The sequence below is a fragment of the Nitrospiraceae bacterium genome, assembly GCA_035623075.1.
In the GTDB taxonomy this organism is placed as follows: Bacteria; Nitrospirota; Nitrospiria; order Nitrospirales; family Nitrospiraceae; genus DASPUC01.
This window is the reverse complement of the sequence record DASPUC010000027.1, coordinates 1-20,927: the sequence shown is the minus strand read 5'-3', so window position 1 is coordinate 20,927 and position 20,927 is coordinate 1. Positions and strand designations below refer to the sequence as shown.

General features: G+C 53.4%; 17 protein-coding genes. 4 read left to right on the top strand and 13 right to left on the bottom strand.

Annotated features, from left to right (window positions below):
* Nucleotide 1 precedes the first annotated feature (1 nt).
* From VEI50_09455 to VEI50_09415, 9 genes are all read right to left on the bottom strand, one after another.
* Complete coding sequence (locus tag VEI50_09455; GenBank protein ID HXX75343.1) at nucleotides 2-946, bottom strand: ABC transporter ATP-binding protein; 945 nt, start codon at nucleotides 944-946, stop codon at nucleotides 2-4.
* Nucleotides 947-949: 3 nt separating this feature from the next.
* A complete protein-coding gene (locus VEI50_09450) occupies nucleotides 950-1,822 on the bottom strand; it encodes a hypothetical protein (protein HXX75342.1) in 873 nt (290 codons plus the stop codon).
* 32 nt (nucleotides 1,823-1,854) lie between these two features.
* A complete protein-coding gene (locus VEI50_09445) occupies nucleotides 1,855-3,675 on the bottom strand; it encodes an O-antigen ligase family protein (GenBank protein ID HXX75341.1) in 1,821 nt (606 codons plus the stop codon).
* 482 nt (nucleotides 3,676-4,157) lie between these two features.
* Entirely contained in the window at nucleotides 4,158-4,688 is a 531-nt protein-coding gene (locus VEI50_09440; GenBank protein HXX75340.1) for a prepilin-type N-terminal cleavage/methylation domain-containing protein, read from the bottom strand.
* A gap of 487 nt (nucleotides 4,689-5,175) precedes the next feature.
* A complete protein-coding gene (locus VEI50_09435; protein HXX75339.1) occupies nucleotides 5,176-7,047 on the bottom strand; it encodes a tetratricopeptide repeat protein in 1,872 nt (623 codons plus the stop codon).
* 56 nt (nucleotides 7,048-7,103) lie between these two features.
* Entirely contained in the window at nucleotides 7,104-8,450 is a 1,347-nt protein-coding gene (dnaB, locus tag VEI50_09430; GenBank protein ID HXX75338.1) for a replicative DNA helicase, read from the bottom strand.
* A 5-nt stretch (nucleotides 8,451-8,455) separates the two neighbouring features.
* A complete protein-coding gene (hisZ, locus tag VEI50_09425) occupies nucleotides 8,456-9,760 on the bottom strand; it encodes an ATP phosphoribosyltransferase regulatory subunit (protein HXX75337.1) in 1,305 nt (434 codons plus the stop codon).
* A gap of 107 nt (nucleotides 9,761-9,867) precedes the next feature.
* On the bottom strand, nucleotides 9,868-11,451 hold the full coding sequence (gene serA, locus VEI50_09420) for a phosphoglycerate dehydrogenase (protein HXX75336.1): 1,584 nt from the start codon (nucleotides 11,449-11,451) through the stop codon (nucleotides 9,868-9,870).
* A 43-nt stretch (nucleotides 11,452-11,494) separates the two neighbouring features.
* Nucleotides 11,495-12,637, bottom strand: coding sequence for an alanine--glyoxylate aminotransferase family protein (locus tag VEI50_09415; GenBank protein HXX75335.1), 1,143 nt, complete (start codon nucleotides 12,635-12,637; stop codon nucleotides 11,495-11,497).
* Between the two features lie 432 nt (nucleotides 12,638-13,069).
* Between VEI50_09415 and VEI50_09410 the strand changes: the two genes are divergently transcribed.
* A complete protein-coding gene (locus VEI50_09410; GenBank protein ID HXX75334.1) occupies nucleotides 13,070-14,302 on the top strand; it encodes a transglycosylase SLT domain-containing protein in 1,233 nt (410 codons plus the stop codon).
* Between the two features lie 56 nt (nucleotides 14,303-14,358).
* Here the strand turns inward: VEI50_09410 and VEI50_09405 are convergent, their stop codons facing one another.
* On the bottom strand, nucleotides 14,359-15,141 hold the full coding sequence (locus VEI50_09405; protein ID HXX75333.1) for a tetratricopeptide repeat protein: 783 nt from the start codon (nucleotides 15,139-15,141) through the stop codon (nucleotides 14,359-14,361).
* A 153-nt stretch (nucleotides 15,142-15,294) separates the two neighbouring features.
* Between VEI50_09405 and bioF the strand changes: the two genes are divergently transcribed.
* From bioF to VEI50_09390, 3 genes are all read left to right on the top strand, one after another.
* A complete protein-coding gene (gene bioF / locus VEI50_09400) occupies nucleotides 15,295-16,455 on the top strand; it encodes an 8-amino-7-oxononanoate synthase (GenBank protein ID HXX75332.1) in 1,161 nt (386 codons plus the stop codon).
* 135 nt (nucleotides 16,456-16,590) lie between these two features.
* Complete coding sequence (locus VEI50_09395; GenBank protein HXX75331.1) at nucleotides 16,591-17,649, top strand: type IV pilus twitching motility protein PilT; 1,059 nt, start codon at nucleotides 16,591-16,593, stop codon at nucleotides 17,647-17,649.
* A gap of 28 nt (nucleotides 17,650-17,677) precedes the next feature.
* On the top strand, nucleotides 17,678-18,853 hold the full coding sequence (locus VEI50_09390; GenBank protein HXX75330.1) for a PilT/PilU family type 4a pilus ATPase: 1,176 nt from the start codon (nucleotides 17,678-17,680) through the stop codon (nucleotides 18,851-18,853).
* Between the two features lie 46 nt (nucleotides 18,854-18,899).
* Here VEI50_09390 and VEI50_09385 read toward each other — a convergent pair whose 3' ends face one another.
* The 3 genes from VEI50_09385 to VEI50_09375 form a co-directional block, all read right to left on the bottom strand.
* Entirely contained in the window at nucleotides 18,900-19,388 is a 489-nt protein-coding gene (locus tag VEI50_09385; GenBank protein HXX75329.1) for a hypothetical protein, read from the bottom strand.
* Nucleotides 19,389-19,465: 77 nt separating this feature from the next.
* On the bottom strand, nucleotides 19,466-20,380 hold the full coding sequence (locus tag VEI50_09380) for an SUMF1/EgtB/PvdO family nonheme iron enzyme (protein HXX75328.1): 915 nt from the start codon (nucleotides 20,378-20,380) through the stop codon (nucleotides 19,466-19,468).
* A 305-nt stretch (nucleotides 20,381-20,685) separates the two neighbouring features.
* Nucleotides 20,686-20,927, bottom strand: a 242-nt coding sequence (locus VEI50_09375) for a hypothetical protein (GenBank protein HXX75327.1), incomplete at its 5' end; no start/stop codon positions are given.

The window sequence follows — 20,927 nt, the reverse complement described above, 5'->3', positions numbered from 1 at the left end:
GTTAGCCTCCCACCTCAGAAAGAGAGCATGATGGATTCAGAAACAGCTCCTCAAGAGTTCCTTTCTGTGGGGTTACTGAAATAAGGTGCCCCCCGTGCTTTCGGATTTCTGCCAATACCCGCTCAAGGTTGTGAGACTGTTGCAGTATGATCAAAGACTGCCGTCCTTGCTGCCTCACACGCGAGGCGAACGGCTCGATCCCTGACAATTTATTCACTTCCACCCCTTCACAGACCACTTCTACGGACTGAACATGATCTCGACGAACCAACTCATCAACTCTGCCTGTCGCTAATAACTTCCCCTTCATGATGATTCCGACTCGATCACAGATCATCTCCACATCAGGGATGATGTGAGAACTGAAAAAAATCGTTTTCCCCCGGTCTCTGAGGTTTAGTATCACATCGCGGATGAGCTTACGTCCGATGGGGTCTAAGCCCGACATCGGTTCGTCGAGAACGATGAGTTCGGGATCGTGGATGAGAGCCTGTGCGAGGCCGACTCGTTGAAGCATTCCCTTGGAGAATTTTCTCAGCTGACGGTGTCGCGCTTCCGTTAGGTCGACGAGTTGAAGCATCTGTATGATTCTCCCCGAAAGCTCGCTCCGATTGATCCCGGCTAAGCGCCCATAAAATCCGAGAAACTCTTCTGCGGTCAAATAATCGTAGAAGTAGGGTGATTCAGGGAGAAAACCTGTTCGTTGTTTGGCACGAATATCTCCTGCCGCATATCCAAACACCTTCGCCGTTCCGCTGTTCGCCCGCATCAACCCCATCAAGATCTTCAGAGTAGTGGTTTTCCCTGCGCCATTCGGTCCAAGGAACCCATAGATTTCACCCGCCGCTACCGAAAAAGATAAACCGGATAGAACAACGAGGGGTGGACGACCGGGCCATCCCGAAGAGTAATGTTTCGTCAATCCTTCGATTGAGAGGATATCCATAACTCAGTACCCTTGCTCCATCGGACTCGGTAAGCCACTGTTACACGCGACCTTTCTGTAGAGGCGGAGCCGTTCCTTGAGCGCAGTGCTTATCACCACTCCATCCGACTTAAGAATGTACTGTCCTCCGAGCGGGTCCATCGGAACTTCGTCGATAATTCCCACGGCCACTAACTCATCCAAGGTTTCCGGCAACCGGCCGTAGTGAACTTTGAAATGACTGATCGCTTTCTCCAGCGACCGGATGATTCGCTCCGTCATTACTTCTTTTATGCGCCGCGCAAGCGCTTCGCGAATGCGCTCATCACCGACCTGCTGCCGAAATCTCACCAAGAATTCCAACGCAGCGTCCGGATCTCCGGCTTCTACGGCCAGTCGCGCAGCCAGTTTTGCCAAGTATGGCGGCGCTCCGGGAAGAGCGGAGGCCAGTTGAAGATATTGTGAACCATTCGTCGGATCGCAAAGTTCGTAAAAGTAGTCGTAGCCGAGGAGAAACGGAAGATGCCAATCCTGAGGGTTATGCTGTATTCCTTTTTTCAATAGAGCAACACTCTCGTCGAGCAGGCCAGCCCAAACTCCTAAGACAGTGCCACCCGTGTAATACGCCAGAATGAACTGCGGGTCCAAATCCGTCACAACGTTGGTCGTATGATATGCCCATCGATACCCAGTCATGGTTTGTTTCTGTTCGCCAAAATATTGGACGGCCTTCAGCCATATTAAGTCTGCCGCCACATGCCGGTACCCAAGTACCGCTACCCTCAAGACACTTCCCTTTGGTAGGAACGCAAGCTCTTGGGCTCGAATCTCTTCTGGTCGATATTGCTCAAGGCTTTGGAGCGAAGCAATAATGGCCCAACCGAGAAGAAGGATCATTAGCAGAGAAGAAACTTGCCGCCCACCTCGCTTCACGTTGCCCCCCTGCGGGCATCTAAGAATGCCGCTAGTTCCCCGGGATCGGCAGTGAGGAACTGTGTTTCGAGAGAACTCTTGTTCCAACCAACATACCGCTGTTCTCGTTCGAAAACCTCGCGATACTCACGTGCAGCAAGATCTAGCCGACCGGATTGAGCATACCGCTTCGCAAGCCACACACGTCCTGGCAAGAAGTTCGGTTCAATCTCGATTGCATTTTTTACAAGAGACTCCGCCTTCTCGACTTCTCCAAGCTTTAGCTGATGCAGACCGCACTCAAAACGATAGACTGCATTAAAAGGTTCTAGCTTCATGGCTTCTTCGTATGCCGACACTCCTAGCAAGAGCTGTTCATGCTCTCGTGTCTGATCCCGCGAGGCCAAGCTGGCAAATCGCCCATGCACTCGCCCAAGGAGGCCTACTAAACGTCCATCAACAGGATTCAAAGCAATTGCCTGCTTAAGTTCTTTCATGCAGTCGACAGCGCGGGCCGTGTCCTGCTCGCGCTCATACAACGAACACTGCGCTGCAGCCAACACACTATGGTAGAGGGCTTTCCCTGGATCAAGAAGGATCGCAGTGCGATAAAACTGAGTTGCATCCGCGATGTTCCCCTTTCTATGGAGTTCTTCCCCCTTTTCGTACCACATCCAGGCTGTGCCTAGGCGAACGATACCGATGATCGCCACAAGAATGATCGCGGAGCCTAGCCATCCCCAGATCGGTGTCACTCGAAGTGCGTTCTCGGCGACAGGGGATGTGGCTTGCTGCTGCAGTAACCGCCGACAGACAATGATGATCCCAGCGAACAAGACAAGCATAATGGCAAGAGCTGGTTCGTGCAGATTAGAATCCACCGCGGCATGAACCAGTAGTGCCACTATTGTCCCCGCGACCCCAACAACGATGCGCCGCTGATCTCGCGTGAGTCGCTGATTCAAAACCCACCTCACATGCTGCCCAACTACCCAAAGCCCCCAAGCAAAGATAGCCAGGCTCGGAATTCCGAGCTCAACTCCCATTTGCAAATATTCATTGTGAGGAGTTTGCGCTGTTTTCCCGTATCGCGCGATCGCCTGATCGACAGGGAACGCATATCGTGGATAGAAATATTGGTACAATCCCAACCCAATACCCATTGGATGATCTGCCATCATATAAAGCGTTCCCTGCCACATCTGCCACCGTGCATAAGCAACAGGGTTTGACACATGTTCCGTGTAGAAACGCTCGCGCGTCGAATTAGGAATCGCGGCCAGCAGAAGTAGAAGGAAGAAAAGAACAGCAACTCCACGACGACCGAATCGTAATCCCACGACCACGATAGCTCCCGCACAAGCAGATAACACAGCCCCCCGGGACCCAGTCCAGACAATGGCGAGCGTAAGCCCGACCCAACCGATCAAAGCCCAAAGCGGCTGAGCGAAGATTGAGCAGAGTTTCAATCGATTCGTTCGTCTCCATAGTCGATGGATCGGCAGATAGCAGAAAAGAGCGAGCACGATGAGCCATCCCGATACCAAATACCCTGCTAGGAAGTTCGGATTGAAGAATGTGCCCGTGGGCCGCTCAATCCCTCGCCAAAGCTGAGTGAACGATAGCGCTGATTCAGCATATCCCATGACGACCAAGAGACCAAGCAACATTGAGATATGTGCCCACTTGGTCAGAAACATGACAAGCAGGTAGAGCAGCGCACTGTAGCTCAATAATATAATGAGCCACTGGAGGCTTTGATGCCTGTAAGGAGAACTCAGCATGGAATAGACAGCGAGACCAAGATACAACACCAAGGGTGTCCAAGCCCGATCCATGATTGGCTCGCATCGACCTTGTTGAACCATCTGATAAAGCCCAAGACCTGCTAAGGCAGTAATTAGTAGCCGAATAATCATGACGGCGAAATGCGTGGTCCCCCCATCAAATAATGGTGCGAAAATGGCCAGTGCGCAAATGATCAGAAAGCCTTGAGAGGCATCATCAAGACGGATGGATGGAATAGGACCAGCTTCAGACGATGTAACCGGGGGTCTGAGCCTTGTGGCGAGAATTCTCACATTGCAAAAGATAGTAGCTGGGTGCTCAAAAAAGACAAGAAATAGAAGATTTCCGTCTCTCTCCAACAATCTGCTTGCGACACAAAGACAGCGTCATGGTCATTTACATTGAATTCCACTGTAACGAATTTTCTGAATAATCAGCCGAGTCAATCGATGCGGAGAAAAAGGTCTGGATAAGGCACAAGGGCGGAGAAACTGCGTCTCCCCGCCCTTTCCTCTCGGTCAGAGGAAGCTGACTATCCAGTCACGTCGTTGAGCTGGTTCACGATTGCCTTGATGTCGTTCAAGCTCCACTTGTCGACGGTCGCATCTCCATCGATGTTCCCGTTCGCTGTCGCAGTGAATGCCGCCTGGACACCAGCAGCCGGTACTACAGCACCGCTTGTAGGCCCGACCGCTTGTTCAACCGTGATCGTTCCACCAGCCGTCGCCGATCCCGCGAGGGTGGCAAACATATCCTGGCCTTGGGCATCCGTTGAAGCAGCCGTTCCTAACTGGTTCGGGCTTCGATACGTGTACCGGTTTCCGCTGCCTGCTAGCGTATAACCGATCGTGGCAAAGTTGGAGTAGTAATTGTTCTCTCCGAACCATGCCGTCTCGGACACAAACACCGCGCCCAAGTTGGTCCTGGCTTCAGCCTGGCGGGACCGGGCTTGGTACGCCAAGAAGTTCGGGATGGCGATCGCCGCCAAGATCCCGATGATCGCGACCACGATCATCAACTCGATCAACGTAAAACCTTTTTGTCCCTTCAACTGCTTACACATTGCTGCTCCTCCTTGTTGATGGTTCACTGACGGGCCCTTGCTTGCTTCTTTGTCCTCTCTGGAAACCTTAGACGCCCATAAATATAGGCGTCTATCTTCCCTCTAGCAGGTTCAGTGCCGGAGAGATCTGACCGCTGTCAGACACCAGATCAAATGGAAATTCAATGCCTTAGCAAACACGTTGGGTTAGAATTTTCGTCCAATTCGGAGCTGGCTCTTCCGGTTTCTGCTCGAAGCGGCCGAGAATTGGCACCTGTGACGCTTGTGCTCACAGGCCTGTCTGCCCGCTGATAGCTGCAACCAATCCTCAGAATTTCTAACAACATACCTTGCTGATCCCTCCGAAAATTTAAGATTTTTCACCCGAATTCCATCCGTAAGTCAGAAGGTCGAATACATGAAACACACCTCAGCTCACGGGAGGGAGTAACCCCAACAAATGTGGCTAGAATCGGATAAGGAGGAAGCTTAGAGGGAGAAAATGTGACTACTGCGTCGACGGTTGAGACTGTATCCGCTCAGATACGCGCCGTTTTGCCTGTTGGATACGGTCTTCTTGGGTAGGATCTCCCATACCTAGTTCACGGAACCGTTCAATTAGCTTTGCATTTGATGGATCCAATTCGAGTGAATGGAGCCAGGCCTCGCGGGCTTCGGACATTTTCTGTTGCTTGGCATATATATCTCCTAGATGTTCGAAAATTACCGGATCATCTCCAACGAGGGCTACGGCGCGCTTGATTTCGCTGAGTGCTTCAGTCAATAGGCCGGATTTGAAGAAGGCCCAACCTAGGCTATCCACATAATAGCCATTGTCCGGCTTCAGGGCGACTGCCTGTTTCGTGAGAGACAGAGCCTGGTCAATTTTAATCCCGCGCTCCGCATAGCTATATCCGAGATAATTTAGCGTGTCAGCATGATGTGGATCCAGCTGGAGCGCAATCTCCATTACTCGCACAACTTCATCGAAGCGGTTGAGCTTGTCATATGCCGTACCAAGGTTGAAATACAGATCGGCGCTCTTTGGGTTCTGGCGAATGCCCTCTTCAAATACCTTCGCGGCATTTTCATACTGCTCCATCTGGAGGTAGGCCAATCCAAGAACGATATACGACTCAGGTTGTTTGGGATTCAGCTTTGATGCCTCAGCAAGATGCGTAACAGACTCTGGGAACTTCTTAAGACGATAGTAAAGCACTCCAAGATGGAGGTGCCCTTCGAAATATGACGGTTCAATTTGCAGATTTAAGGCATACGCATCGAGCGCTTTTTGCGGTTCCTTTGCCTCTTCGTAGAGAAAGCCGAGATAGTCTCGCACCTTCAGTTCGGCCGGTCTCGCTTTCAAGACTATCGTCAAGCGATTGATCGCCTTGGCATAGTTTTTTTGTTCTCCCTCGATAAGCGCCAAACGTAGGTGAGCGTCGAGGTCATTGGGGTCTTCGGCAAGCAACTCATCTAACTCTTTCGTAGCCCCCTGGTAATCCTTCAATGAGACATATAAGCGAACCAAATGGTGGCGAATGTCCCGATTGCGGGGATTCACATTCCGGAGGTATTTCTGAAGAACTCCAATTGCCCGGTCTTTATCCTGTCTGGCTTCATATAGTGAGGCCAAGGCCAGGTAGGCTGGTTCAAACGATTGATTGATTGAAATGGCCCGATCAAAACTGGCAGCCGCCTCTTCCAATTTCCCACTCTCAAGCAGGATACGTCCTAAGTGATACTGGCCGACGGGGGACTCAGGATTTCTAGCAAGGCCAGCCCTGATTGCCTGCTCTGCATCCGGCAGATGTTTGAGATTGAGCAACAGCAATCCTTTGGCAAAATACACCTCGCTCGAAGTTGGATCCTGCTCAATCGCTCGATCTAATAGAGTCACTGCCCGATCTCCTTGCCCCACTCCGACGAGAATCTTGGCGACCTGCGTCAGCAATTGCGCATCTTGCCCTACTCCCTCTGCGGCTTCATTGGCATAACGCTGCGCATCGGGGAAATCGCCGAGTGAGAAATAGAGCTCGGCCAATCTGGCCTTGACTGATTGGGCTGAGGGATCAGTTTTGAGAACCAAAAGATATTCCTGAATCGCTCGATCGATATCCTGAGCCGACTCAGCCTGATAGCCCAGCATGAAATGGTAAGCTGCTGACGCATCGGGGATGTGTGCTGGAGGATTCGTTTTGACAGCGGGCTGAGAAACAACCGTCGTTTGTGGAGCCTGAGGCGCCGCCGCACACGCCATGACAGTGAAAAGGATAAGCGCGAGCGTGATGCCGAAGCTTGATGTGGTATGTCTGGCGACGATCGACGTTGTAAGAATCCGATCAGCTATCAAGACTCGCATGACCATCTCAGAAATCATATCGAGTGGGACTCAAGGAGATTATACGGGGCGGAGCGAAGCGGGGTCAAACGACTTCAGGTTTCCTCTCGATCTGAGAAATCGGCAAACTTGGCAAACTTGTCAAGAAAGGTTAGCTTCACATCTCCCGTTGGACCATTACGGTGTTTCTTTACCAGTATGTGTGCAATCCCCTTTTCATCGGAATCGGGATTGTACACTTCGTCTCTATAGATAAAGATGACAACATCTGCGTCCTGTTCAATGGCGCCGGACTCTCTCAGATCAGCTAGTATGGGTCTTTTGTCAGTTCTATTCTCAACAGCTCGGCTTAACTGGGACAAGGCAAGAATCGGAACTTGCAGTTCCTTTGCTAGTGCCTTCAACGAACGAGAAATATCAGAGATCTCTTGTTGCCTCGATTCGGCATCTGCCCTACCTTGCATGAGCTGAAGGTAGTCCACGACAAGCAGGTCTAGTCCCTTCTCCTTCATCAAGCGTCTTGCCTTACCACGCATTTGCGTAACCGAAAGGCTACCCGAGTCATCGATGAAAATGGGTGCCAGTTCGAGCTTACCTGCTGCCTCAGCAAGCGCCCACCACTCCTCTTTGTCTAATTTGCCAATCCTAAGCTTGTGTGAGTCGACCGCCGCATGGGAGCTAAGCATCCTCAAAACAAGCTGCTCCTTGGACATTTCTAAACTAAATATTCCCACTTTCTGTTGATGATCGATTGCGGCCTTTATCGCAATTCCCAGAGCAAGACTTGTTTTTCCCATACTGGGTCTAGCTGCCAAGATAACGAGATCAGATGATTGGAGTCCCGCGGTAATATCGTCCAACTCTGTAAAACCAGTAGGAACGCCTGTTACACTTTTCCCTAACTTATGGAGAGCGTCCACAACCCCGAGACTCTCGGCGATAATCTCTTTTAGAGGGTAGAATCCTCGTCCCAGCCTGTTTTGGCCTATCCTAAAGACCGATTGTTCAGCAGACTCAAGTACCACCTCAGCAGACTCCGTAGAGTCATACGCCTGCATCAACACATCCGTTGAGGCACTGATCAGCCCCCGCAAGAGAGCCTTGTCTTTCACAACCTTACAGTGGTAGCGGACATTGGCAGCAGAAGGCGTAACTGCGATAAGCTCCGCGAGGTAAGCCGCACCGCCAATTCCTTCGAGTTCTCCCAAACTTCTTAGATGTTCGCTCAGCGTAATGTGGTCGATTGCTTCATCCCGCTCAGAAAGATTCAGCATGGCTCGATAGATCTTCTGATGTGCCGTACGATAAAAATCCTGCTCTACCAGCAGTTCCTCAACTTTTGGCATCGCCTCTCTGTCGAGCAGGATAGCGCCCAAGATTGACTGCTCCGCTTCAATATTTTGCGGAGGAATTCTTGGTTGCGACAGGTCAACGTCCGACATGGACTTCATAAAGGTTCCTTGCCACCCTGCCGCTTTCGGCGAGCAAGGTGAACCAGATCTCTTATCTTCATTGTTTTCCGATGAGGTCTGCCAACCTTCTTGGTCGGCAGAGCCACGACCACCACCTCATCCTGTGCTGTGCCGTGAGCACCAACAACGATCACCGTCCCGGCTCGCTGAGCTGCCCCCATCGCAACGGCATCTGCCACTGCCTTGTCGTCGGCTCCTTTGGCCAGATATTGAATCACCCGCGAATTAGATCGTCGCAGCTGGCTTGCCACCAACATCATGCGTCGAAGAGACCGTCGGGATGCTGCCACCAAATACTCGGCCCTCAACGGTTCTTCATCTCCATTGCCATTCACCACTGCATGAAAAATTCGATCGACATCCAAGGCAAACCCTGTCGAAGGCAACGGCCGGCCGAATCGAGCGATCAAGTGATCGTAGCGACCTCCACCACCGAGCTCGGCCCCAACTCCTTCAGCAAATACGTCGAACACCACACCATCGTAATAGTCGAATCCTCGAAATTCCCCTAGATCCAATAGCAATGAGTCTCGATAACCCGACGCACAAAGGAGTTGGTAGACTTGACCAAGCCGGTCAAGAGGACCCTGCAACGCAGGATTCCCCGCCGCTAGAATCCGACCCCGTTCAAGTACCTCTTCACGACCGTAGAGTTCCGGCGCTTCAAGGATGGCCGCGGCCAAAGCTTTCGAAACGCGTTCACATGCCAACACTTCTTCCAACCTGGGGAGATCTTTGCGGGCAACCGCCTGTTCCGCACGCTTCTGACCTTGTGGCGAGAGGCCGGCTCGTACCAACAGGCCTTTAGAAAATCCCACGTGGCCCACGGACACGGTGAATGAGTGGAGACCGATAGCGCGCAGGCACTCGATGAGCAGACTGATGATTTCACTATCCCCAGCCCCATCATCGACCCCAATGAGTTCGGCACCTACTTGGAATATTTCTCGGTCCCGTCCCGCATGTTCCGGCTGATACCGGAATACAGATGTCCGATAGGACAACCGTAAAGGAAGCATCGATCCCGTCAGTCCCATCCCGACTGTACGGGCGATTTGAGCAGTCGCATCAGGTCTGAGCAACAGCATCCGTCCCGTCGTGCGGTCGGCAAGTTTGTAACTCTTTTCAACGAGCTCTGCCTCGAGGCCAGGAGCCAGGACATCGAGATATTCTAGCGTCGGCAGAATGATTTCTTCATATCCCCAGCGGCCGACCTCCCCCAAAAACTCTCGTTCAAGCCGACGAACCTGCTTGGCAGCATGCGGAAGTATAGTTGCCATCCCAATGGGAACAAGGGATCGTTCACGTGCCGACGGGGTTGGCCGCGACGATGACCGAAACTTCAGAGAGGCGGAGAGCATAGCCGATCGAGGATGCGGCGCGGAACTTAGGAGAGACCCGCGACCTTTACCGAGAGAATATTGTCGCTAGATTTGATCTTATCGAGCACCGACTGCGGGAAGGCCATGTCAGACCCGATAATGAGCAAGGCATTCCCTCCCCGCTTTTCTAGTGCACACTGCATGCGGACAATGTTGATATTATTGTCACCGAGCACCTTCCCCACCATGCCGATCACACCGGGACGATCGATATTCTGGATCAAGAGCATATGACCTTCGGGCACGACTTCCACTTTGAATTGATCGATTTCGATGATGCGTGGATCCTTCTTATGGTACAGAGTCCCGGCAACAAGGTGCGACCGCTTGCCCGCTTCCACACGCACGCGAATCAGGCTTGTATAATCTCCGGCATCGGAACTCTTGACTTCCTTGACTTCGATTCCACGCTCCTTGGCGACGATCGGAGCATTCACATAGTTCACCGGCGCTTCCATGATGGGGGCCAGGAGCCCTTTCAGCACGGCGATCGTCATCGGCGCCACCGACAGACTCGCCACTTCGCCGCTATACTCCACTGTCACCCGCTCGAGCCCACCTTGACAGAGTTGTGTCTGTAATAGCCCCAACTGCTCGGAAAGAGCGAGATATGGCTGCAACCGCGGCAGTACATCCGGTGCAACGGACGGGATATTGACCGCTCCGCGCGCGATGCCTTTCGTGAAATAGTCGACAATTTGCTCCGCGATGCCGACTGCAACATTTTCTTGGGCCTCTGTCGTTTGCGCGCCAATGTGCGGCGTACAAATGAAGTTATCCAATGTCAACAAGGGATTATCGGCCTTAACGGGTTCTTCTTCGAACACATCGAACGCGGCGGCCAACACCCGCTTGCTTTTCAACGCTTCAAACAAGGCACCTTCATCGATGATTCCTCCTCGGGCGCAGTTCACGATCATTACACCAGGCTTCATCGTGGCGATCGACTGGGCGTTGATAATTCCCTTTGTCTCAGGGGTCAACGGCGTGTGCACAGAAATGATGTCCGCTCGGCGGAACAATTCGGGCAGCTCAGTCATCTCAACGCCCATTTTCTCAGCCCGATCCGTCGCCAAGTACGGATCGTACGCGATCACCCGCATACCCACGCCTTGTGCCAACTTCGTCAGATGGCTCCCGATCTGACCGACCCCGACGATGCCAAGTACCTTATTATAGAGTTCGACACCCATGAACTTGTCTTTTTCCCACTTACCCGCTTTGACCGATGCGTTCGCTTGTGGAATGCGACGGCTCATGGCGCATATCATCGACATGGTGTGCTCGGCTGTCGTGACCGTGTTGCCGCCCGGGGTGTTCATCACCACGATGCCGCGACGAGTAGCCGCCGGTGTATCGACGTTGTCCAGCCCTGAGCCAGCACGGCCGACGACCTTCAACTTCTCTGCAGCAGCAATGAGTTCTTCGGTCACTTTGGTGCCGGAGCGCACGATTAATCCATCGGCGTCCTTGATCTCCTTGAATAGCTCGTCTTTCGGCATCTTGGATTTCACCACCACGGTGAAACCGGCTTTCTCTAGCAACTCCACGCCTTGCTTCGAAAGACTATCACTGACGAGAATTTTCATGAGGATCCTGCTCGACCTTTGAACACCATTCCGTGCGGGGCTTTCACTTCGCCATGAGAAGTTCTTGCGCCTTGGCCACACCACTACCGAGTTTTATCGGATGGCCCAACCCTTTCAGCACCATCTCGATCGCTGCCACAGCCGTAATCACATCGAAACGATCCATATACCCCATATGAGACACACGGAAAATCCTTCCCTTCAAGTGATCCTGCCCACCCGCCGCTGTTATTCCATATTGGGTGCGTAGATTTTTATAGACCGCCTGCCCATCGACTCCTTCAGGAGCGGAAATGGCAGTCAAGGCATCGCTCGGTGATTCCCTTGGGAAAAGCGCGAGGCCAGCCGCCTTGACTCCCTCCCGCATGGCATGGGCCATGGCGGCTTGACGATGAAACACCGTCTCGAGTCCTTCTGCCTTGAGCATCTTGAGAACCTCTTGCAGCCCGATGATCAAGGAAACTGCAGGAGTGAAAGCGGTCTGATTTTTCTGCTGGTTTTCTCGTTCCTTCTTAAAGTTGAAGTAAAATGCGGTATTCTTGGCCTTGTCTGCTACCTGCCAGGCCTTCTCGCTCACGCTGACGAACGCCAGCCCCGGCGGCAACATCAACGCCTTTTGGGATCCCGTGATAAGAACGTCTATCCCCCACTCATCCGTCTTGATATCGAATACTCCCAAGGCCGTGATCGCATCAACCACGAGAATAGTATCGCCATGAGCCTTGACAATCTGTGCCAGGGTCTTGACGTCGTGAGCCACTCCTGTCGATGTCTCGCTTGCCTGCACATACACAGCCTTGATTCCAGGGTCCTTTTTCAATGCATCAGCTACCATTTGGGGATTCACGGCGTGTCCCCACTCAACTTTGATCTCCGTCACTTGAGCCCCGAACGTTTTGCAGAGCTTCGTCCAACGTTCCCCGAACTTGCCGCCGTTGATTGTGAGAGCCTTATCGCCGGGAGAAAGAAAATTCGATACCGAACCCTCCATGCCACCTGTGCCCGAGGCCGCTAACATCAAGACATCGTTTCTGGTCTGGAACAACCACTTCAAGCCGTCCCGAACCTCCGCAAAAAGCTTGTCAAATTCCGGGGCTCGGTGATGAATCATGGGTCTCGCCATCGCCAAAAGCACTTCCGGGGGGACAGGCGTGGGGCCCGGAGCCAACAAATACCGCTTCAACATCGACGACTCCTCCTCCGAATGGGACGTGACAGGGAAAACTGCGTCAGGAAGGCGCGTACGATACCACTGCCCTTTGAAGAGTGTCAAGGCAAGGAACAACGCAACGCGGCATGATTGCTATGAAGTTGTTGCTAACTCGCCGGTACGTTAATCGAGCAAGTTGCATAACGGAAGCACTTACAAGCACGACGGCATGACACCAATGCGGGGGACAGTAGTGCCTCCAATTTCTTGACAATGTCGGTCCCACTCGATAGTCTACGCTCAGGTATGATGGAACTAGCGCACAGCTTGTCACGAACTGGACTTGCCGAGTCAACTTGGCCATTGGCCATAATCCTTGGGCTTTCAATTGGCTCTTTGGCTCAGCTTGCGTTGGCAGCCCCTCCTACTCGACAACCAGGCGAGGAATCTCCGGCTATTGCAGAAGAGGTGAACACGTCAGCCAGCCCCGAAGACGAGCTAGACGCGAACCTGGTCCCAGTCGATACAGAGCCTCCCGCCTCCGGGTCACCTGGTCCGTCGACTACCATCGACGTCACCGGCCAGAGTGCTGTTCCAAGGTCCGAAGAACTCCTGCAACTCAATCCTATCGCTACTGGAACGACCGCTCGGTTTTCAGACGTTTTGAATCCTCCGGCTGAGACCACGCAGTTCCAGCCCTCTTCACCAGATTCGGTCGAACCGACGGCGTACAATGTTCCTATCGTAGTCGACTCTTCGGTACAGGGGCATATCCGCTATTTCAATACTGCGATTCGAGACCGGTTTGAACAATGGCTGCTGCGGCTCAGTCGCTATCGACCGCTTGTGGAAACGATTTTCACGGAATTTCACCTCCCCAGCGACCTGGTCTACCTCTCGCTCGTGGAAAGCGGATTTAACCCTTATGCCTACTCGCGAGCTCGCGCGACCGGGCCATGGCAGTTCATGAAAGGCACGGCGAAACTCTACGGCTTGCGTGTCGATCAATATGTCGATGAACGGCGTGACCCGATTAAGTCCACAGTAGCCGCCGCACGATACCTTCGAGACCTCTACGACCTCTTTGGCGCCTGGCCGCTCGCAATGGCAGCCTATAACGCCGGAGAAGGGAAAGTCCTACGGGCTCTTCAAAAAGCTCAAGCCGACAGTTTTTCGGAGATTTCCAAGACTCGGCTCATCAGACGGGAAACGAAGGAATATGTCCCGCGCTTTATGGCTGCGACGATTATTGCGAGGAACCCAGATCGCTACGGATTTAGCCAGGAGACCGTGACGCCTCACCGGTTTGAAGAAGTCATCGTTGATCGCCCGATTCATTTCCGGGCCATCGCACATGTGACGGGCATACCCTACGATGAACTCCGCCTCTTGAATCCGGAGTTACGACGAGAGGCGACGCCACCTGACGACACTGCCTATCATCTAAAGGTGCCGGTGGGATCGAAAGCCAAGCTTGAAGAACTCCTTGATCGAATCCCCACCTTCAAGTTTCCCCCGCTGCATACCAGCAGAGCAAAGTTTGCTGAGGCCGGGACTTCACGCTGGTATAAAGTGCGCGTCGGAGACACACTAGAGAAGGTGTCGAAGCGGTTCCGCATCCCCCTCAAGACGCTCAAAGCCAAGAACAACCTTTCAAGCCCCGTCATCAGACCCGGCGAATTCCTCATCATCAGCCACTGAGTACATTCACGGCGCGGGAATCAGAGCACGACCTTCGCGTCCGCGAGGGATGAGGGCTATTTCTTTTCTGGTGTGGGAGATGAAACAGGAGGACTCTGTGACACCGGATTGGATGTCGCGGCAGGATCTGGGGTTTTCTTCACATCCAGGATTTTGGTACGGATCATCGCTTCGCTGGCAAACGGAGAATTCGGATGGGCCTTCATCAACTCCTGATAATGGGCCAGTGCTCCTTCAGGACGAGATTGAGATTCTTCGAGCCGGGCCAATTCAAAGAGAGCCTGGTCCCGGTTGAATGCGCCCGGCATCTCAAGAATGCTGGTCAAGGTTTTGACCGCCTGTTCCCGATCTCCCTTCAAGAGATATGCATAGGCAAGTCGCTGTTGCACTAGCCCGACAAAACCGGGGTTCGAGCCATACAATGCAATAAATCGCTGGTACGTCTCGATTGCACCGCCTAAATCATTGGCTTGGACTAAAGCATTACCGGCTTGAAACAGCGCCAACGGGGCGGTCGGTGTCCGGGGATATTGGTCTGCCACTTGCCGATAGGTGGCAATAGCCTGCTTGAGTAGCGCCTCCGCCTTCTGAGGATTATTAGCCGCAGCCAGAATATGAAGCATCGCTTCTCGCTCGAGTTCTTGAGCTTTCTGCACAGCTTGTCGATCGAACCAGAGCACCCCTCCCACCACCGCTACCGCGAGGAGAAATACCCCAAGCCCCACAAGCAGTGGACGACGATAGTCCTGAAGTCGCAGGAGTGCATGTTCAACTCCGCTCAGAAGATGCGCTTCATCGACGGGAAGCGTTTTGGCTGGGACTTTAATCCGATAGGTCATTGCTTAAGACACCACCGCCACCGACAGTAAACCTGTTCCCTCTGGCTCGCCTTGGGCCTTATACTAAGGATGTCGCAAACTTGTCAACGTTGCGCCGGAGAGCCTACAGGAAACATTCGAACGATGATTCTGCTACCACAGTAGAAACCCCGAATGTTTGAACAACACCTGCATAAGTTGGCCACGCGACATCTGAGCAGACGTTTGCAAACGCTCCACTCAGCCACCGGTCCTGTCGTTGATCTCGACGGACGACGGGTACTGCTGCTCGCCTCGAACGACTACCTTGGCCTTGCTACCCACCCGGATGTCGTCCAAGCCGCAGTTCGAGCGACACAACAATTCGGGGCTGGATCCGGCGCGGCACGATTGATCTCCGGGACGCTCCCCCCTCATCAGGATCTCGAACTTGCGCTAGCACAGTTCAAGAGAACCAGCGCTGCGCTGACGTTTGGCTCCGGGTATCTCGCCAATCTTGGCACAATTCCCACCCTAATCGGTCGAGGCGGCTTGGTTCTTGCCGACCGTCTGAGTCATGCCAGTCTACTAGACGGCTGCAAACTAAGCGGAGCTGACTTACGGGTGTATCGCCACGGCGACGTCGAACATCTGCAATCCCTTCTCGCACGAAGAGCGCGCGGACGACGCACACTGATCGTCACGGATGGCTTGTTCAGTATGGATGGCGACTTGGCTCCACTCCCGGATCTCGCCGAGTTGGCACAACGGTATGAAGCCGATCTTTATGTTGACGATGCGCACGGGACCGGCGTCATGGGTGCAACCGGACGAGGCACTCTTGAACATTTTGGTCTTGAATCATGTATTCCGTTCCACATGGGCACGCTGGGCAAAGCCCTCGGCAGCAGTGGAGCCTATGTGGCAGGACCGGCGACTCTCATCGACTATCTCGTGAATACGAGCCGCGCCTTCATCTTTACGACGGCCCCTCCTCCAGCATCGGCGGCCGCTGCCGTCGCAGCTCTGAGGGTTCTGCAGCGAGAGCCGGAACGAAGGAATCGACTGTGGGCGAATCGAAAACGGCTTGCAGCAGGATTGAAGGACCTTGGATTTCGTTTGACGGACAGCGTTAGCCCCATCATGCCAATCCTCGTGGGCGATGCAGAGAAAGCCGTCGCCTTCGCTGAACAACTTTTAGCCGAAGGAGTGTATGCGCCGGCTATTCGCCCGCCGACCGTCCCGGAATCGACCAGCCGAATCCGCGTGACCATCACGTCGGAACACACACTAGCCCATATCGAACAATCGCTTGGTGCGTTCGAACGAGCTGGAAAAACTGCCCATCTCCTCTGACCCCATACGCAACGACCAACCGAGCGTCGGCTTCCGGCGATTTTCTTGCTTTCCCACTTCGATATGGCATCATGCTCACAGAGCACTCGGCGACCAGCAGCGGTCATCATTCCATCTCATTGAGGAGTCATCTTCATGGATATCTCGAAACTGCTGACTTTTGCGGCGAAAGAAGGAGCTTCCGATTGCCATATCAGCGCTGGCGAGCCTCCTATGATTCGCCTTCATGGAGACCTCAAGAAACTTGATCACCCGCCGCTCACCTCCGAGGAAACCCACGCGCTCGTCTATGACATGATGAACGACGCACAACGGAAAAACTTCGAAGAAAAACGCGAGTGCGACTTTTCGTTCGAGTTGGGCGATATCGCCCGCTTCCGCGTGAATGTGTTTGTGCAGAACAGAGGACTGGGAGCTGTTTTCCGGAACATTCCTACCGAGATCATACCCATGGAAAAACTCGGCCTACCGGCGATCGTGCGTCAGGTGTGCGACCGGGAAAAGGGGTTGATTCTGGTGACAGGTCCGACCGGGTCCGGTAAGTCCACCACGCTGGCCTCGATGGTCGATTATTTGAACAACACCTTCGAAGGCCATATCATTACGATCGAGGACCCCATCGAATTCGTGCACAAGTCGAAGAAGTGTCTCGTCAACCAGCGGGAACTGGGCGTCCACACGCTCTCATTTGCCAATGCGTTGAGAGCAGCGCTTCGTGAAGATCCTGACATCATCCTGGTGGGCGAAATGCGCGATCTGGAGACGATTCAACTCGCGCTGACTGCGGCCGAAACAGGCCACCTTGTTTTCGCCACCCTCCACACTTCCAGCGCACCGAAGACAATCGATCGTATCATCGACGCGTTTGAGCCTTCCCAACAGGCTCAGATTCGCACGCAGCTTTCTGAAGCCTTGGAGGCAGTAATCACGCAAACGCTACTCAAGAAAAAAACAGGCGGCCGTGTCGCGGCGCTTGAAATCATGGTGGCAACCACAGCGATCCGAAACCTGATCCGCGAAGCCAAGCTCCACCAGATTCCCGGCATTATGCAAGCCAGTCAAAAAGACGGCATGCAAACGATGGACATGGCGCTGCTAGATCTGGCGACACGCGGGATCGTGACCAAGGCTGAGGCGCAATCACGCAGCATGAGCCCCAATCTGTTCGGAGCGGTCGTCGGCGGGGCAGCGTAACGATCTCACGGAGGGACACGGACATAACATGGATATTCGTACGCTGTTGAAAGTCATGGTCGATCAGGAAGCCTCGGACATGTATCTGACCGTCGACGCTCCACCGATCTATCGTGTGCATGGCTCAACCGAACAAACCGACGCCCCACCGTTCACCAACGAACAGCTCGAAGCCCTTGCTCTCGCCCTCATGCGCGGACAACAACGTGGCGAGTTCGAAGAAAAAATGGAGATGAACCTGGCTCTCTACTACAAAGAGCTGGGCCGCTTCCGTGTCAATATCTTCCGTCAACGAGGAAATGTTGGATTGGTCTTCCGGCATATCAAAGCCGAGATCCAAACTGTCGAACAATTGAGGCTGCCCCAGATTATCAAAGACATCGCAATGACGAAGCGTGGGCTGGTGCTCGTGGTTGGAGCGACGGGATCCGGCAAATCGACCACCCTGGCTGCGATGATCGATCATCGGAATTCGATTTATCCCGGCCACATAGTGACCGTGGAAGACCCGATCGAGTTCGTCCACAGTCATAAAAAATCGTTAATAACCCAGCGCGAAGTCGGCTTCGATACCCTCTCATTCCAAAACGCGTTGAGGAATACCTTGCGGCAAGCTCCAGACGTCATTCTGATCGGCGAGGTTCGGGATACGGAAACTATGGAAGCTGCCATCACCTTTGCGGAGACAGGACACCTCTGCATCGGCACCTTGCACTCGAACAATGCCAACCAAGCGATCGAGCGTATTATGAACTTCTTCCCGGTAGAGCGTCATGCGCAGATTTATCTCCAATTGTCGCTGAATTTGCGCGCCATCATTTCCCAACGGTTGATACCGTCCACTGACGGCAAGCGCGTCCCAGCGCTCGAGATCATGCTCGATACCCCGCGCATCAAAGATCTGATCAAGAAAGCCGAGGTTGACACGCTCAAGGAAGCGATGGAGCAGGGCATAGAAGAAGGCTGCCAAACATTCGATCACGTCTTGTTTCAGTTGTACAAGGAAGAGAAGATTACGTTGGAGCAGGCCCTGATTAATGCCGACAGTGCCAACAACCTTCGCTTGAAGATCAAGATCGAAGGGCTGAGAGGAGACGAGGCCATCAATGTGCTCCTCGACAAGAAAGCCGGTGATCCGAACGACAGCGCCTTTCGGATCCAAGGCGGCAACTCCGGCAACGTCACACCGATCCGAAAGCGCTAGCTCCCTACCAGCCGCCGCTGCACAGATTCAACCTTAAGCACGGAACCTAGGGAGAAGCCGGCGCTTGCAGAGATTCCACATAAGACGATATTTTTTCAAGCGCCAGCGCACTCAGCTTCGTTCCATACCATGTCGGCATGGTATTAGCGGGGTAGCCGGGAACGACGTAGACGCCCGGTTCGACCACTGACTCGATCACATATTCGCGGATTGTTTTGGCTCTGCCCTGGTAAGCTGGATCAGCCAAACGCGTCGCTCCCGTCGTTCCCAACCACAATGGTGGTCCCACGCGCCCCTCCGCTCCCGATATTCCGGGAATAGTATGACAAACCGAACAGCCAGCCCGAATGAAGATGGACGCGATGGGTTCGTCACCGGTGACTAATGGAACAGCTTCTGGGGCAACGACGGGTACTGGTGAGACCCCCGACGAACGAGAGGTTGGGAGCGACCGCGGCGGTGACCGAAGAAGAGCGATGACCACTCCCAGCAGAATAATGCTGACAATTAACGCGGTGACGGACCGTTCAGACATGCGAGAAAGGCGGACGACTTAGTACGAGAAAGCTTCCACGCTCCTACAGTGAAGTTCTGGTCGGTAGGAACTGTAACCTATTTGGTTGTGATCATGGCACAACGGAAGCCTATCGTGCGATCATGGAAGTCGGGTTCAGCCGAGAAGCGGGCCGTAGCACGGAGATAGCGGGGCGGATCTATCCAACTTCCGCCTCGGTAGACCTTCTTGGATCCGCTGTCCGGCCCCGTGGGATTATCCTTCGGCGGGTTCTTTTTAAAGTATTCACGGTCGTACCAGTCGGCGACCCATTCATTCGCATTCCCCGCCATATTATAGATGCCATAGGCGCTGCGGCCCCCTCCTTTCTGAATGCCCAACCGTACGTTGAGGCCGGTGGCGCCATAGGTGACCGGAGACAGGGTCACCGCATAGCTGACCCAGTCCCCACGATTGTAATTGGCCAGATCAGGGAAAGGAGTCATGAATCCCCACGGGAAACGGCGCGCCTCATTCCCGCGCGCCCCCTTTTCCCATTCCGCTTCAGTAGGTAAGCGCTTGCCGGCCCATTTACAATAAGCCTCGGCATCGAGCCATGAGACATCCACTACCGGCCGATCGGCAGCTGACGTCATCGCATCATCATCCAAAAGAGATGGAGGATCATGCTTGGTAGCTTCCACAAATTTCATATAACGCTCGACCGTGACTTCAAATTGATCGAGAAAGTAGTCCTTCAAGCAGACTTCGTGCTCCGGACCCTCATTGGGAAACCCCTGGTTCGCCTCTGAGCCGATGTTGTTGGTCCCCATGGTGAAACAACCTGCAGGAATGAACACCATCGGCGCCCCATCGATCCCTTTCGGTTCAGACATGGGGAAAACCACCTCCTCCTGGTCCTTCTTGTCTTTGTCCCCTGCCTTCCCAACCTGCGACTCAGCCGCGCCAATCGCAAACACGCCACCCATGAGCAAGGCCAAGACCCATACAAGAGTCGGTCTGTCTCTCATCATCTCCTCCTTGACCCTGAGAGAATCCCTCTGAGAAATAGAGATCATTGCAAAGATTGCAGAAACGAGCGCTGAGTGTAGCCCTCCCTCCGAGCAAACTCAACTCCAGCTCCTCGGCCTAAACGACTTTCCTCAACCCATACGTTGAAGAGCACGGTTCGCCGAACGAGCGGAAGCGGTCACGGTAATCTATGGGACGAAGGAGATCGGAGGAAGAAACGGTGGTGTCCCCAACGGGATTTTCTAAAGGGGGAATCAACCCGCCGCTAACATTCCAAATCAATGCGACATGCTTGATAGCTTAGCACTTATATGCTGATGTTATTAACGTAATCCTGCGCTAGATTGCCTAATTTCTCCAAAACTGCTGCCCTGACCTTGTCGTAGACTTGGAGATTTAAGGTCATTGTTTGAGCTGCTTTGTAAACATCAATTTGAGATGAAGAAAATTTAAACCAGAGAAATTGGGTGACATCGTCTTTTGAGTCGAAGTAGAAGGCGCCTATGTTCATTGAGACTGATCCCCCCACCTCCTGCGCGGCCGCTATTT

Bases quoted from the DNA above. Each gene is read 5' to 3' on its own strand.
- VEI50_09455 (HXX75343.1), bottom strand. From the start codon at position 946: ATGGATATCCTCTCAATCGAAGGATTGACGAAACATTACTCTTCGGGA.
- VEI50_09450 (HXX75342.1), bottom strand. From the start codon at position 1,822: ATGATCCTTCTTCTCGGTTGGGCCATTATTGCTTCGCTCCAAAGCCTT.
- VEI50_09445 (HXX75341.1), bottom strand. From the start codon at position 3,675: ATGGATCGGGCTTGGACACCCTTGGTGTTGTATCTTGGTCTCGCTGTC.
- VEI50_09440 (HXX75340.1), bottom strand. From the start codon at position 4,688: ATGTGTAAGCAGTTGAAGGGACAAAAAGGTTTTACGTTGATCGAGTTG.
- VEI50_09435 (HXX75339.1), bottom strand. From the start codon at position 7,047: ATGATTTCTGAGATGGTCATGCGAGTCTTGATAGCTGATCGGATTCTT.
- dnaB (HXX75338.1), bottom strand. From the start codon at position 8,450: ATGTCGGACGTTGACCTGTCGCAACCAAGAATTCCTCCGCAAAATATT.
- hisZ (HXX75337.1), bottom strand. From the start codon at position 9,760: ATGGCAACTATACTTCCGCATGCTGCCAAGCAGGTTCGTCGGCTTGAA.
- serA (HXX75336.1), bottom strand. From the start codon at position 11,451: ATGAAAATTCTCGTCAGTGATAGTCTTTCGAAGCAAGGCGTGGAGTTG.
- VEI50_09415 (HXX75335.1), bottom strand. From the start codon at position 12,637: ATGTTGAAGCGGTATTTGTTGGCTCCGGGCCCCACGCCTGTCCCCCCG.
- VEI50_09405 (HXX75333.1), bottom strand. From the start codon at position 15,141: ATGACCTATCGGATTAAAGTCCCAGCCAAAACGCTTCCCGTCGATGAA.
- bioF (HXX75332.1), top strand. From the start codon at position 15,295: ATGTTTGAACAACACCTGCATAAGTTGGCCACGCGACATCTGAGCAGA.
- VEI50_09395 (HXX75331.1), top strand. From the start codon at position 16,591: ATGGATATCTCGAAACTGCTGACTTTTGCGGCGAAAGAAGGAGCTTCC.
- VEI50_09390 (HXX75330.1), top strand. From the start codon at position 17,678: ATGGATATTCGTACGCTGTTGAAAGTCATGGTCGATCAGGAAGCCTCG.
- VEI50_09385 (HXX75329.1), bottom strand. From the start codon at position 19,388: ATGTCTGAACGGTCCGTCACCGCGTTAATTGTCAGCATTATTCTGCTG.
- VEI50_09380 (HXX75328.1), bottom strand. From the start codon at position 20,380: ATGATGAGAGACAGACCGACTCTTGTATGGGTCTTGGCCTTGCTCATG.